14 protein-coding genes and 1 tRNA gene are annotated in these 12,634 nt (G+C 66.3%); 10 read left to right on the top strand and 5 right to left on the bottom strand.

Annotation, left to right across the window (positions count from 1 at the left end):
• The first annotated feature begins 388 nt into the window (after positions 1-388).
• Positions 389-1,279 (top strand): hypothetical protein, encoded by an 891-nt coding sequence (locus EJC49_RS22615; protein WP_126702201.1) that lies wholly within the window; start codon positions 389-391, stop codon positions 1,277-1,279.
• Between the two features lie 230 nt (positions 1,280-1,509).
• Here the strand turns inward: EJC49_RS22615 and EJC49_RS22620 are convergent.
• Positions 1,510-1,585, bottom strand: a tRNA-Ala gene (locus tag EJC49_RS22620).
• A 150-nt stretch (positions 1,586-1,735) separates the two neighbouring features.
• A complete protein-coding gene (locus EJC49_RS22625; RefSeq protein ID WP_126702202.1) occupies positions 1,736-2,116 on the bottom strand; it encodes a TIGR02300 family protein in 381 nt (126 codons plus the stop codon).
• A 269-nt stretch (positions 2,117-2,385) separates the two neighbouring features.
• Here EJC49_RS22625 and EJC49_RS22630 point away from each other — a divergent pair, with 269 nt between their 5' ends.
• The 5 genes from EJC49_RS22630 (at position 2,386) to EJC49_RS22650 (ending at position 8,115) form a co-directional block, all read left to right on the top strand.
• A complete protein-coding gene (locus tag EJC49_RS22630; RefSeq protein WP_126702203.1) occupies positions 2,386-3,087 on the top strand; it encodes an SDR family oxidoreductase in 702 nt (233 codons plus the stop codon).
• Between the two features lie 147 nt (positions 3,088-3,234).
• Positions 3,235-3,882: a (d)CMP kinase gene (gene cmk, locus EJC49_RS22635; protein WP_126702204.1), complete on the top strand. Its 648-nt coding sequence runs from the start codon at positions 3,235-3,237 to the stop codon at positions 3,880-3,882.
• A gap of 223 nt (positions 3,883-4,105) precedes the next feature.
• Positions 4,106-5,803 carry a 30S ribosomal protein S1 gene (rpsA, locus tag EJC49_RS22640; RefSeq protein ID WP_126702205.1) on the top strand — a complete coding sequence of 566 codons (1,698 nt, stop codon included), beginning with the start codon at positions 4,106-4,108 and terminating at the stop codon, positions 5,801-5,803.
• Between the two features lie 161 nt (positions 5,804-5,964).
• Positions 5,965-6,162, top strand: a complete 198-nt coding sequence (locus EJC49_RS22645; RefSeq protein WP_126702206.1) for a CsbD family protein — start codon at positions 5,965-5,967, stop codon at positions 6,160-6,162.
• A gap of 189 nt (positions 6,163-6,351) precedes the next feature.
• Positions 6,352-8,115: an alpha/beta hydrolase gene (locus EJC49_RS22650; RefSeq protein WP_170314843.1), complete on the top strand. Its 1,764-nt coding sequence runs from the start codon at positions 6,352-6,354 to the stop codon at positions 8,113-8,115.
• Positions 8,116-8,148: 33 nt separating this feature from the next.
• On the opposite strand, the gene EJC49_RS22655 is transcribed toward EJC49_RS22650, so the two are convergent.
• The 3 genes from EJC49_RS22655 to EJC49_RS22665 form a co-directional block, all read right to left on the bottom strand.
• Entirely contained in the window at positions 8,149-8,853 is a 705-nt protein-coding gene (locus EJC49_RS22655) for a glutathione S-transferase N-terminal domain-containing protein (RefSeq protein WP_126702208.1), read from the bottom strand.
• A gap of 130 nt (positions 8,854-8,983) precedes the next feature.
• Complete coding sequence (locus EJC49_RS22660) at positions 8,984-10,201, bottom strand: beta-ketoacyl-[acyl-carrier-protein] synthase family protein (RefSeq protein WP_126702209.1); 1,218 nt, start codon at positions 10,199-10,201, stop codon at positions 8,984-8,986.
• Positions 10,198-10,458: an acyl carrier protein gene (locus tag EJC49_RS22665; RefSeq protein ID WP_126702210.1), complete on the bottom strand. Its 261-nt coding sequence runs from the start codon at positions 10,456-10,458 to the stop codon at positions 10,198-10,200. Before EJC49_RS22665 ends, EJC49_RS22660 begins: the two co-directional genes overlap by 4 nt.
• A gap of 175 nt (positions 10,459-10,633) precedes the next feature.
• Between EJC49_RS22665 and EJC49_RS22670 the strand changes: the two genes are divergently transcribed.
• The 4 genes from EJC49_RS22670 to EJC49_RS22685 form a co-directional block, all read left to right on the top strand.
• Positions 10,634-11,473 (top strand): urease accessory protein UreD, encoded by an 840-nt coding sequence (locus EJC49_RS22670; protein WP_126702211.1) that lies wholly within the window; start codon positions 10,634-10,636, stop codon positions 11,471-11,473.
• Positions 11,474-11,483: 10 nt separating this feature from the next.
• Complete coding sequence (locus tag EJC49_RS22675) at positions 11,484-11,786, top strand: urease subunit gamma (RefSeq protein WP_126702212.1); 303 nt, start codon at positions 11,484-11,486, stop codon at positions 11,784-11,786.
• Positions 11,787-11,811: 25 nt separating this feature from the next.
• The gene (locus EJC49_RS22680; RefSeq protein ID WP_126702213.1) at positions 11,812-12,063 is read left to right on the top strand and encodes a DUF1272 domain-containing protein; all 252 of its coding nucleotides are present in this window, start codon (positions 11,812-11,814) and stop codon (positions 12,061-12,063) included.
• Positions 12,064-12,098: 35 nt separating this feature from the next.
• Positions 12,099-12,634 (top strand): HupE/UreJ family protein (locus EJC49_RS22685; RefSeq protein ID WP_148106324.1); only part of this gene is annotated, 536 nt, incomplete at its 3' end.

Below are 12,634 nucleotides of genomic sequence, written 5' to 3' on the forward strand. Positions count from 1 at the left end.
GCGAGCAGGCTGGTCCGACGCCTTCGCCAGATCAATCATCGGCCAAATGCGATAGCCCTAGACATGCCATGCCGACGCCTTGCGTCGATTGGGCGGCAGCCTCGACACCGGTCCGATGGCCGACGGCGCCCCGGGAAATCCGCGGAACGGAAGGCTTCGAAAGTCCGGCGCGGACGGAGCAAAGACATAAAGCCTGTCGCGCGAACCACGTTCTTGCTGACCAAACGTCAATGTGGCGGAACCTTGTCCTCGCGGTTTTGTTACCGTCCTGCATCAACTGGAGGGCTCCACCATGCACGGTATCATTTATCTCGTCGGCCTCGTGGTCGTCGTCCTGTTCGTCCTGTCCCTGCTTGGCCTGCGCTGAGCTCACGAAAGGAGCTCGATCATGTCCATGTCCGACACCCCCCGCGCCGCCATGCTCGTCTCCGAAGAGACCGTCACCGCCGGCAATGGCAACTCCTACATCGATTGGCCGGCGATATTCGCGGGCGTCGTCCTGGCGAGCGCCATATCGCTCATCCTTCTGACGTTTGGTTCGGCCATCGGGCTCAGCATGACGTCGGCGCGAGAGGGCCAGTCCGCATCCCTGTTCTGGATCGCCGTGGTCGGCGGCCTCTGGATCCTGTGGGTCCAGCTGATGGCCTCGAGCGCCGGCGCCTATCTGACCGGCCGCATGCGTCGCCGGATCGGCGATGCGAGCGAACATGAATCCGACATCCGCGACGGTTCCAACGGCCTCGTGATGTGGGGCCTGGCGACGCTGGTGGCTGCCACGATCGCCTGGTCAGGCATGCTCGGCGTGGCGAACGTCGCCGGACAGGCCGCGGGCGCAGTCGCTTCGGCGGCGGGGACGGTCGCCGATGCGATGGACCCCTCGGATCTCCTGATCGACCGCACGCTGCGAGGCGGTCCGGACGCGCCGGCCGTCACCGATGGAGACCGGGCCCAGATCGGCCGGATCCTCGCCTCGGCCGCAACCGGCGACGCGCTCGATGCCGCCGATCGCGACTATCTGGTTTCGACCATCGCGGCCCGCACCGGGCTGTCCGAGGACGAAGCGGCTCAACGCGTCGACCAGGCCGTGGCACGGGCACAGCAGATCGAGGCCGAGGCCCGGGCAGCGGCCGAACGGGCTCGCCGGGCCGGGCTCGTGGCCGCCTTCCTGACGGCGGCTTCCCTGCTCCTCGGCGCAGCCGTAGCCTACTGGGCCGCGACGAAGGGTGGCAACCACCGCGACCGTCAGACCGTCGTCGAGGGCTGGTATCGTCCCTGGTGATCCGACGCGCATGACCAACCGCCCAGAGGCCGCCGCGAGGCGGCCTCTTTCGTATGAGCCGTGGCTCCGCGAGGCGCCGACGTCAGCCGCGCACCGATGAGACTGAAACCTTGGAGAACATTGCCGGAGCAGAGGCGAGCCCACGCCGTCCGGCAAAGGCAGCGTGCATGCCTTTGGTGCGCGCCTCTCGAGGCGCGTGGGCGAAGAGAATCTTTGTCAAGGAAGTGATTTGGTGGAGCCAGGCGGAATCGAACCGCCGACCTCTTGAATGCCATTCAAGCGCTCTCCCAACTGAGCTATGGCCCCACGCGCCGGCCTGCGCCGGACCCGCTTTTCGGCGGGAAGAGTGCGCCGGAAGGGACCGGCGCGAAACGTGTTGGCGGCTTCTATATCCGCCCGTTTGCAAGATCAACCCCGTACCCGTCGCTTTTTTCGACGAGGCTGGGGACAGGCCCGTCAGACCTCGTCGTCGTCCTCGCCGCCGACGCCGATGATGTCGGCGACGTCGTCGTCTTCTTCCTCGTCATCGGCGAGGAAGGTGTCGTCGTCATCGTCGCCGAGGTCCACGTCTTCCTCGTCGTCGAGATCGGGGAGGTCGCCGCCCTTGGCTTCCTCGTCCGCGTCCTCCAGAGACACGATCTCGGCGCCCTCTTCGGCGTCGATCTCCTTGGTCTCCACTTCCTCTTCTTCCTCGCGCACGGTCGATCCGCCCTCGAAATAGGACCGCGCATAGGTCATGCCCGTATAGGGCGACACGATCGGGTCCTTGTTGAGGTCGTAAAACTTCCGCCCGGTCTCGGGACAGACTCGCTTGGTGCCAAGTTCGGGTTTTGCCACGGCCTAGCCTCGTCGAATGTGGGCCGTACCGACCGGCGGGCGCGCCGCAAGCCGCCGGGTACGGGCGTTGCTTCCTTGAAAGATCGGTCCCCATAAACACAGTTGGACCTCCTGTCAAAGGCAAATCAAGGCGCGGCGCAACATGGATTTTTCCACCCGGCACGGCTTGCGCTGGCACGGATGACCCCGCGGGGAAGCCATGTTAGGAAAGCCCCCGACGCTGCAGCGCCGCGCGCGGGCGATCCGGACGAAATCATGGAGACTGAAGCATGAGCAACAAGGTCGCGCTGATCGTCGCCGGCGGGTCGGGAATGGGCGCGGCCGCCGCGCGAAAGCTCGCCGCCGAGGGCCATTCCGTCGCCATCCTGTCGTCGTCCGGCAAGGGCGAGGCGCTGGCGGCCGAACTCGGCGGGCTGGGCTTCACGGGCTCCAACCGCGAACCCGACGACCTGAAGCGCTTCGTCGACCTCGCCATGGAACGCTACGGCCGCATCGATGCGGTGGTGAACGGCGCCGGCCACGGGCCGAAGGGACCGATTCTCGACATTTCCGACGCCGACTGGCACCTCGGCATGGAATACTATTTGCTCAACGTCGTCCGCATGACCCGCCTGGTGACGCCGATCATGCAGGCGCAGCAATACGGCTCCATCGTCAACATCGCCACCTATGCCCTGTTCGAGCCGGAAGCGCTGTTCCCGACGTCGGGCGTCTTTCGCGCGGGTCTCGCCGCCTTCACAAAACTCTTCGCCGACAAATATGCCGCCGACAACGTCCGCATGAACAACGTCCTGCCCGGCTTCATCGATTCGCTGCCGGAGAAGGAAGACCGCCGCGCCCGCATCCCGATGGGCCGCTACGGCACCGTGGACGAGGTGGCGGAGCTGATCCTGTTCCTCGCCACGGACAGGTCGAGCTACATGACCGGGCAGAACCTGCGGATCGACGGGGGGATTACCAGGAGCGTTTGATGTCGACGGTCGTTTCGGTCGACGAGCACAGCGGCGCATCATCCGACCCGTCGGGCCGGCGTGCAGGTTTTCACGCGATCGGCAGGGCGATCGCGTGAGGGGCCCTCCCCCTTGCCTCCCCGCCCGAATCCGGCTTCAAGGCCGGCCATGAGCCACGCCCCCATCGTCATCGCCGTCGACGGACCCGCCGCCTCGGGCAAGGGCACGCTTTCCCGGAGGCTCGCCACGCAATATGGCCTGCGCCATCTCGACACCGGGCTGTCCTACCGCGCGGTGGCGCAGGCGCTGCTCGCGTCGGGCCAGCCGCTGGACGACGAGGCGCTGGCGGCCACGGCGGCGCGCGCGGTCGATTTCTCGGGTTTCGATGCCGCTGCGCTGTCGGCCCACGAGGTCGGCGACGCGGCCTCGCGCGTCAGCGTGTTCCCGCCGGTGCGGCGCATTCTCGTCGACAAGCAGCGTGATTTCGCCCGGGTGCCGCCCGGCGCGGTGCTCGACGGACGCGACATCGGCACCGTGGTGTGCCCAGACGCCGACGTGAAGCTCTACGTCACCGCCAGCCCCGCCGTGCGCGCCGGCCGGCGCCACCGCGAGATCCTGCGGCTCGGCGGACAGGCCGAATACGAGGCGATCCTGGCCGACATCGAGCGGCGCGACGCCCGCGACATGGGGCGGGCGGATTCGCCGTTGCGGCCGGCCGACGACGCGCACTTGCTCGACACGTCGCAAATGAGTATAGAAGCCGCGTTCCTTGCGGCCTGCGCCATCATCGACGCGGCACGGGCCGGAAAGAACTGAGCGAGAGCAGTGGCGGCGGATCTTCCTTTCGCGAGCGAATGGAAATCCCACCGCCCTTTTGCATTTCGCGCGAACGACGCTTGCCCGCATTCAGACTGCACCGGACCGGCCATCGCGGTGGCCAATCGCTCGACACGAGCGGAATGCGGACCCAGGCAAACCGAAACACGAACCACCGGTGCCGCCCCGTCCGTGATGAGGTGCGGGGCATCCAGGAGAACCAATGTCGGAATTCAATCCATCCCGTGACGATTTCGCGAGCCTGCTCGAAGAGTCCTTCTCCGAAAGCCACTCCGCCGAGGGCTCGGTCGTCAAGGGCATCATCACGGCCATCGAAAAGGACATGGCCATCATCGACGTCGGCCTGAAGGTCGAGGGTCGCGTCCCGCTGAAGGAATTCGGCGCCAAGGCCAAGGACGGCCAGATGAAGGTCGGCGACACCGTCGAGGTGTATGTCGAGCGCATCGAGAATGCACTGGGCGAGGCCATGCTGTCGCGCGAGAAGGCTCGCCGCGAGGAAAGCTGGGTTCGTCTCGAGGAGAAGTTCTCCAAGGGCGAGCGCGTCGAAGGCGTCATCTTCAACCAGGTCAAGGGCGGCTTCACGGTCGATCTCGACGGCGCCGTGGCGTTCCTGCCGCGCAGCCAGGTCGACATCCGTCCGATCCGCGACGTCACGCCGCTGATGCACAACCCGCAGCCCTTCGAGATCCTCAAGATGGATCGCCGCCGCGGCAACATCGTCGTGTCGCGCCGCACGGTTCTCGAAGAGAGCCGCGCCGAGCAGCGTTCGGAGATCGTCCAGAACCTCGAAGAGGGCCAGGTGGTCGAAGGCGTGGTCAAAAACATCACCGATTACGGTGCGTTCGTCGACCTCGGCGGCATCGACGGCCTGCTGCACGTCACCGACATGGCCTGGCGCCGCGTCAACCATCCGACCGAGATCCTCAACATCGGCCAGACGGTCAAGGTGCAGATCATCCGCATCAACCAGGAAACCCACCGTATCTCGCTCGGCATGAAGCAGCTCGAGGCGGATCCGTGGTCGGAAATCGGCACCAAGTTCCCGCTCGGCAAGAAGATCACCGGCACGGTCACCAACATCACCGACTACGGCGCGTTCGTCGAGCTGGAGCCGGGCATCGAGGGCCTCATCCACGTTTCGGAAATGTCGTGGACCAAGAAGAACGTGCATCCCGGCAAGATCCTGTCCACCACCCAGCAGGTGGACGTGGTGGTGCTCGAGGTGGACCCGCAGAAGCGCCGCATCTCGCTCGGCCTCAAGCAGACGCTAGAGAACCCGTGGGAGGCCTTCGCCCGCAACCATCCGACCGGTTCGGTGGTCGAGGGCGAGGTCAAGAACAAGACCGAGTTCGGTCTGTTCATCGGCCTCGAGGGCGACGTCGACGGCATGGTGCACCTCTCCGACCTCGACTGGAACCGCCCGGGCGAGCAGGTCATCGAGGAGTTCAACCGCGGCGACATGGTCCAGGCGCAGGTGCTCGACGTCGACATCGACAAGGAGCGCATCTCGCTCGGCATCAAGCAGCTCGGCCGCGACGCGGTCGGCGAGGCTGCGGCGTCCGGCGACCTGCGCAAGAATGCCGTCGTCACCTGCGAGGTCATCGGCGTCAAGGATGGCGGTCTGGAAGTGCGTCTCGTCGACCACGACATGGACACCTTCATCCGCCGCGCCGACCTGTCGCGCGATCGTGACGAGCAGCGCCCCGAGCGCTTCTCGGTCGGCCAGAAGGTCGATGCCCGCGTGACGCAGTTCGACAAGAAGACCCGCCGCATCAACGTCTCCATCAAGGCGCTCGAAATCGCCGAGGAGAAGGAAGCGGTGGCGCAGTTCGGTTCGACCGACTCGGGCGCTTCGCTCGGCGACATCCTGGGTGCCGCGCTGAAGAAGCAGGGCTCCTGATCCGTCCCGACGGACTGACCGTTCGTCCTTTTCAACCCCGCCGGAGCGATCCGGCGGGGTTTTTCGTTCGGCTTGATGGGCGGTGGAACCGGGCCGATCAGCGCGCGTTTATCTCCCGAACGGACGGCAATCCGCCGGCCGCGAGTTGAAGGAGATCCGCGATGAACAAGAACCAGATCGAAGGCAACTGGGAACAGATCAAGGGCAAGGTCCAGTCGCAGTGGGGCAAGCTCACGAACGACGACCTCGACATCATCGAGGGCGACCGCAAGCAGCTCGCGGGACGTCTCCAGGAGCGCTACGGCAAGGCCCAGGAAGAGGCCGAGCGCGAAGTCGACGAATGGCTCGGCCGCGGCTGATACCTGCCCGCCTTCGAGGCATGAGGCTAAAAAGACATGGGGCGCGGTCCGCAGGGGCCGCGTCCTTTGCGTATGGGCGCTTGGCTGGTCGTGGACATGTCTCGGACCGTCATATTGCCGACGTTCTTGACCCGCACCATCCGGATGGTCAGTCTCTGGTGGACAGTTCCATTCTTGCGGGCGCCACGCATGTTCAACGGTTCATCTCGACGTCTCGGGTCCGGGCTGCTGCAGGGCGCAAGGGCTGCGTCCGTGCTGCTCGTGCTGGGGCTCTGGGTCCCGCCGGCCCGCGCCGCGGACCCCATGCTAGGGGTCGCGGTTTCGGAAAAGCTCGCAGATGATGACCGCCAGGGCGCCATCGATCTTCTCGCCGAAGCCATTGCCAGCGAAGCGGATGCCCGCACGCTGCGCGATCTCCTGTTGCAGAAGGCCCGGATCGAGACCGCGCTCGACCGACGGGCGGATGCCGCCGCAACGGGACTTCTGCTGGCCGGACTGATTTCGGCTGAAGAGGGCGAGAACGCGCCGGACCTGATCCCGGTTCTGGAAGCGGCGGCGCATGATCTCGTCGCGGCCGGCAAACCGTCCGAAGCGGTCGATGCCCTGGAACGTGCACTCGCGATCGTGCGCGCGTCTGGTCTCGCCGCCGTGGCGGCGCAGCCGCTCCTCGACCTGCTCGCCACGATCGACGAGCCGGCATTGTCCGAACGATCGGAAGCTATCGCGGCCCATCACGGTGAAGAGGTCGACCGGCTGGCGGAGACGGGCCGCTCTTTCGGGCTCGATCCTGCGAAGAGCTATTCGACGGTCAAGATCTACTATGCCACCGATCGCGCACGCACCGACAGCAAGCTGCCCGCGAAGGTCTATGGCGGCGACCGCGGCGAACTCGAACTCGGCACCGCGACCGTCAGCATTCCCGAGACGCACAAGCCCGGAAACATCGAGAAGCCGTCCATCTGGACCTTCGATTTCCGCGAGGACCCCGAGCGCCACATCGTGCTTCTGTCCGTCACGCCGCAGGCGGGCGAGGAAGTCTTCGCCGAGATGCGGGCGCAGCTGGCCGAGACCGGCAAGCCGGAAGCCTTCGTGTTCATCCACGGCTTCAACGTGCCGTTCCACGAGGCCGCCCAGCGCACCGCACAGATGGCCTACGACATGAACTTCGACGGCCTGCCGATCCTCTATTCCTGGCCGTCGCGCTCCTCGCTGCTGTCCTACATCGCCGACACGGCCGTGGTGAACCTCAGCGGGCGCCGGCTCAGCCATTTCCTCGAGGACGTCGTGTCGAAGTCGGGCGCCGAGCGCATCCACCTGATCGCGCATTCCATGGGCAACCGCGCCTTGACCGACGCGCTCGAACTGTTTGCGCTGCGCCATGGTGGCGCTCAGCCCGCCTTCGACCAGGTGCTGTTCACCGCGCCCGACCTCGACGCGGGGCTGTTTTCGGAAATGATGAAGACCATCCGCGTCACCGCGCGGCGCATCACGCTCTATGCGTCGAACAAGGACTGGGCGCTGGCCGTGTCGCGGCGGTTGCACGGAGATTCGCCGCGTGCCGGCCAGGGTGGGCGCGACATTCTGCACGTCGCCGATGTCGACAGCATCGACATGACCGAGATCGGCGAGGACATGCTGAAGCACAGCTATTACGCCAACAACCCCTCGGCGCTCACCGACATCCTGTCCCTGTTCTGGCGCGACGCTCCGCCCGACCAGCGCTGCGGCATGGAGCGCGAGGAGGGCGCGCAGGGTGCGTACTGGCGCTATGTCCCGGCCGAATGCGACGGCGATGCCCTGCTCTCGACCCTTTCATTCCTGCGCCGGGGAGCGATCACCTCGGCTGGCGACGCGCGGGCCTTCATGAACCGCTTCATCATGCCGGTGACGATGGACAGGGACGAGCGCGTGCGGCTGGAATCGGCGCTGAAGAAACTGTTTTCCGGCGGCTGAAGGGCGACGGGAACGCCCCGGGCTCGCTTGCCTTCAAGCTCTCTTGGGGATGTCGAGCGCCGCCTGGTTCGCCGACCGGGCCATGCAGCGATCCAGCCAGGCGAGCACGTTCGCCGAGGTATCGAGCCCGGTGACTTCGCCCGCCTGGTAGAACTCCTTGACCGTGCGCACCCAGGGGAAGATCGCGATGTCGGCGATCGTGTAGTCGTCGCCCATGATCCAGGTCCGGCCGTCGAGCCGCTGTTCCAGCACGCCCATCAGCCGCTTGCTTTCGTTGGCATAGCGCTCGAGCGGACGCTTGTCCTCGTAGGCGGCGCCCGCGAACTTGAAGAAGAAGCCAAGCTGCCCGAACATCGGCCCGAGGCCGCCCATCTGGAAGAAGACCCATTGCATCGTTTCGTAGCGGCCCGCCGGATCGTCCGGCATCAGCTTGCCCGACTTCTCCGCGAGATAGACGAGGATGGCGCCGGATTCGAAGAGCGGCAGCGGCTTGCCGCCGGGGCCGTCGGGGTCGATGATCGCCGGGATCTTGCCGTTCGGATTGAGCGCCAGGAAATCCGGCGTCCAGGTCTCGTTCTTCAGGATGTTGACGAGATGCGGCTCGTAGGGGATGCCGATCTCCTCCAGCATCGCCGACACCTTGATGCCGTTTGGCGTCGGAAACGAATAGAGCTGCAGCCGCTCTGGATGCTTCGCCGGAAACGTGCTGGCGATCGGAAAGGCGGACAGGTCGGACATTCGGGGCTCCGGACAAACGAGGCGGACCGCGAACGCGGACCGGCCACCGGGATCATGCCCAGCTCCGCCCTCGCGCGCAACGGCGCTGCCTGTGCCGGATGCTGAACAGTCCGGCACCATGCGGCGTCGTTCAGGCGTCGAACGCCTTCAGGGCAATCACCGCGTTCGTCCCGCCAAAGGCGAAGGAGTTGCTGACCGCCGCGCGGACCGGCCGTCTGCGCGCCTCGTTCGGCGTCACGTCGAGGGGGCATTCGGGATCAGGAACGCGGTAGCCCATGGTCGGCGGAATGACGCCCTCGCGGATCGCGTTGACGCAGGCGATGAGTTCGAGCGATCCCGAGGCGCCCAGGCAATGCGCATGCATGGACTTTGTGGAAGACACCGAGATGCCGGAAAGCCGCTCGCCGAACACGGACTGAAGCGCTTTGGTTTCGGTCGCGTCGTTCATCTTGGTCGCGGTGCCGTGGGCGTTGATGTAGTCGATGTCGTCCACCGTGAGCCCGGCATCGTCCAGGCAGGACTGGATGGCAAAGGCCTGCCCGTCGACGGTCGGCGACACGATGTCGGATGCGTCCGCCGACATGCCGCCGCCGGCCAGTTCGGCCAGGATCGTCGCGCCGCGAGCCTGTGCGTGTTCGAGCGTCTCGAGAACGGCTATGGCTGCTCCTTCGCCGAGAACGAGGCCATCGCGGTCGGCCGAGAAGGGACGGCAGGCTTCCTTGGCCAGGACCCGAAGCGACTCCCAGGCCTTGATCACGCCCCAGATGATCGGGGCGTCGGTGCCGCCGGCCAGCATCACGTCGGCGCGGCCGGAGCGAAGCTGGTCCATCGCCGAAATGAAGGCATGATTGGAGGAGGAGCAGGCGGACGTGACCCCGTACACGGGGCCGCGCATGCCATGCACCAGAGAAACCTGGCCAGCAGCCGCGCCCGGCATGACGCGAGGCACGGTGAAGATGCCGGCGCGTGGCCTGTTTTCCAGCAGGATCGCGCGGTAGTTCTCCTCGATTGCTTCCCAGCCGCACACGGCCGTGCCCACCACCGCGCCGATACGCGTGGCGTTCCCGGGGGTGACGACAACCCCGGACTGGCGAATGGCCTCGCCGGCGGCGATCGCGGCAAGCAGGCTGAACCGGTCCATCGTCGTCATCTGGCGCCGATCGATCGCGTGTTCGGGAAGCGCCTTGATCTCGGCGCCGATCCTGATCTTGGCGTCATGAAGCGGCACGGTCGTGATCGGGCCGATGCCGACCACGCCGTTTTTCATTCCCGTCCAGATGGACGCCGCGTCGGTCCCGAGCGAACACAGCCCGCCGAGACCGGTGATGACGATGCGCGGCCTGCTCATGCTGTCTTTTTGGCCTCGATCAGCCCCCGGACCGCCTCGACGACATCGCCGACATTGCGCAGGTTGCTCCAGGCGTCGGCCGTGTTCATCTCGACCTCGATACCGAACTCGTCCTCGATGTCGAAAATGATTTCCGTCAACTCAAGCGAGTGAATGCCGAGCGCCGAGAGTTCCGTTTCCAGCGTGATCTCGCCCGCATCCGGCTGCGCGTGCGAAGCAATGCGGCCGATGATGTTGCTGGAGATGTCGTCGTTCATAGGTTTCCACCCCTTTATTGCACTCGCTTCAATACGCGCTCCCCGGCGAGTTCTAACCCCTCGAACTGACATGCACAACGCAATACCAGCCGTGGACGGGGGTCGCCCACAGACCGACATCATTGCTCGACAGCTCATTCACAATCGCTATCGTGCCGGCGAATGGAGGTTCTCGATGTCGTTCGAGGGTTCGAGCTCCGCCGCGCTGGCGGAACAGAGGGTTGACGCCCGCGGGGTGCTGGCGGTGCGACGACGCGCCGGGCGAACGCGCATCGAACGTCTGGTCCAGGAAGGGGCGGCGAAGATTCGGCTGCCCGAGAGCGCCGGCGATCCGCTGGAAGCCGTGCTCATCAACACGGCCGGGGGCCTGACCGGCGGCGACCGCCTGTCGTGGACCGTCTCGGTGGGTGACGAAGCGCATGCGATGTTGACCACGCAGGCCTGCGAGAAGCTCTACCGCTCCTCGGGTGGCGAAGCGGCGTCGACCATCACTCTCGATGTCGGCGCCGGAGCAAGCCTCGCCTGGCTGCCGCAGGAGACGATCCAGTACAACGGCTCCGCCTTCAGGCGGACGATCGTCGCCAACCTCGCCCCCGGCGCGCGCTGCCTTCTGGTGGAAGCCACGCTTTTTGGACGCCTCGCCATGGGCGAGAGCGTCGAGCGCGGCCTGTTTCGGGACCGATGGCGCGTTTTCAGCGGCGGACACCTCGTCCACGCGGAAGATTTCGCCCTCGGCCCCGACGTCTCCAGCCGTCTGGCCGGCCTCGCGACGACGGGCGGCGCCACGGCCATCGCCACCGTGCTGGCGCTGCGCGACGACGTCGAGGATCTCGTCGATCCGGCCCGCGCCATCATCGGCGACCGGGGCGGCGCCAGCGCGTGGCGAATCGGCGAGACTGGCAAGTTTCTTGCGAGGATCATCGCCGAGGACGGATACGGCCTTCGCAGGCGGCTGGTGCCCTTGCTTCAGATGCTCAACGGATCGGCAGGGCTGCCCAAAGTATGGTCAATCTAGGAACGAACGAATGATTCTGACCCCGCGTGAAAAGGACAAGCTGCTGGTTTCGATGGCGGCGATGGTCGCCCGCCGGCGTCTTGAACGCGGCGTCAAGCTCAACCATCCCGAGGCGATTGCGCTCATTACCGACTATGTCGTGGAGGGCGCCCGCGACGGCCGCTCGGTTGCCGACCTGATGGAGGCCGGCGCCCATGTCGTCACCCGCGAGCAGGTGATGGAGGGCATCGCCGAGATGATCCACGACGTGCAGGTGGAAGCAACCTTCCCGGACGGCACCAAGCTCGTCACCGTGCACGAGCCCATCCGCTAGAACCCTTCGCCAACCGGAGCATCCGATGCTGGAACTCAGGCCCAACTGCGAATGCTGCGATCGGGACCTGCCGCCTGGGGCGACCGATGCCATGATCTGCAGTTTCGAGTGCACCTTCTGCGCCGACTGCGTGGCCGGGCCGCTTGGTGGCGCCTGCCCCAATTGCGGCGGCGGCTTCGTGGCACGGCCGATCCGGCCGGCCAAACTCCTGTCCAAATATCCGCCCTCGGCGGTGCGTGTCTTCAAGCCCGAAGGCTGCGCCGACCGGGCCGCGTGACGACCATTCGGGAACTGCGATCGATGAGGGGAACCATGATCAAGACATCCGCCGCCGCCCTGGCCCTGCTCGCGGCCAGCACCCTGCCCGCCTTCGCACATCTCGATCCCGGCGCGCACGGCTCGTTCGCAGCCGGTTTCTCGCACCCGCTTTTCGGCACGGATCACGTGCTGGCCATGGTTGCGGTCGGCCTGTGGGCGGTTCTGCTGGCTCAGGCCACCGATCGCCGCGCGCTCTGGCTGGTGCCGGCCGCCTTCGTCGGCACCATGGCGCTGGGCTTCGTCGCCGCGATGCTGGACCTGCCGCTCCCCTTCGTCGAGCCGGTCATCCTGGCTTCGGTCGTCGTGATCGGCCTCCTGGCGGCGATTGCCCTCAGCGTGCCGGTTGCCCTGGCCATGGCGATGGTCGGGTTCTTCGCGTTTTTCCACGGCCACGCCCATGGCGGCGAGATCGGCCAGGCGGGCGCCTGGCCCTATGCCGCGGGCTTTGCCATCGCAACGGCGCTGCTGCACGCGGCGGGCGTGGCGGCGGGCCTGCTCGTCGGCAAGGCGCTCGGCGGCTCCGGCGGCCG

Origin of the sequence: Aquibium carbonis, assembly GCF_003970795.1 — a bacterium.
GTDB lineage: Bacteria > Pseudomonadota > Alphaproteobacteria > Rhizobiales > Rhizobiaceae > Aquibium > Aquibium carbonis.

Bases quoted from the DNA above. Each gene is read 5' to 3' on its own strand.
- EJC49_RS22630 (WP_126702203.1), top strand. From the start codon at position 2,386: ATGAGCAACAAGGTCGCGCTGATCGTCGCCGGCGGGTCGGGAATGGGC.
- rpsA (WP_126702205.1), top strand. From the start codon at position 4,106: ATGTCGGAATTCAATCCATCCCGTGACGATTTCGCGAGCCTGCTCGAA.
- EJC49_RS22650 (WP_170314843.1), top strand. From the start codon at position 6,352: ATGTTCAACGGTTCATCTCGACGTCTCGGGTCCGGGCTGCTGCAGGGC.
- EJC49_RS22680 (WP_126702213.1), top strand. From the start codon at position 11,812: ATGCTGGAACTCAGGCCCAACTGCGAATGCTGCGATCGGGACCTGCCG.
- EJC49_RS22660 (WP_126702209.1), bottom strand. From the start codon at position 10,201: ATGAGCAGGCCGCGCATCGTCATCACCGGTCTCGGCGGGCTGTGTTCG.
- EJC49_RS22615 (WP_126702201.1), top strand. From the start codon at position 389: ATGTCCATGTCCGACACCCCCCGCGCCGCCATGCTCGTCTCCGAAGAG.
- EJC49_RS22665 (WP_126702210.1), bottom strand. From the start codon at position 10,458: ATGAACGACGACATCTCCAGCAACATCATCGGCCGCATTGCTTCGCAC.
- EJC49_RS22655 (WP_126702208.1), bottom strand. From the start codon at position 8,853: ATGTCCGACCTGTCCGCCTTTCCGATCGCCAGCACGTTTCCGGCGAAG.
- cmk (WP_126702204.1), top strand. From the start codon at position 3,235: ATGAGCCACGCCCCCATCGTCATCGCCGTCGACGGACCCGCCGCCTCG.
- EJC49_RS22675 (WP_126702212.1), top strand. From the start codon at position 11,484: ATGATTCTGACCCCGCGTGAAAAGGACAAGCTGCTGGTTTCGATGGCG.
- EJC49_RS22670 (WP_126702211.1), top strand. From the start codon at position 10,634: ATGTCGTTCGAGGGTTCGAGCTCCGCCGCGCTGGCGGAACAGAGGGTT.
- EJC49_RS22645 (WP_126702206.1), top strand. From the start codon at position 5,965: ATGAACAAGAACCAGATCGAAGGCAACTGGGAACAGATCAAGGGCAAG.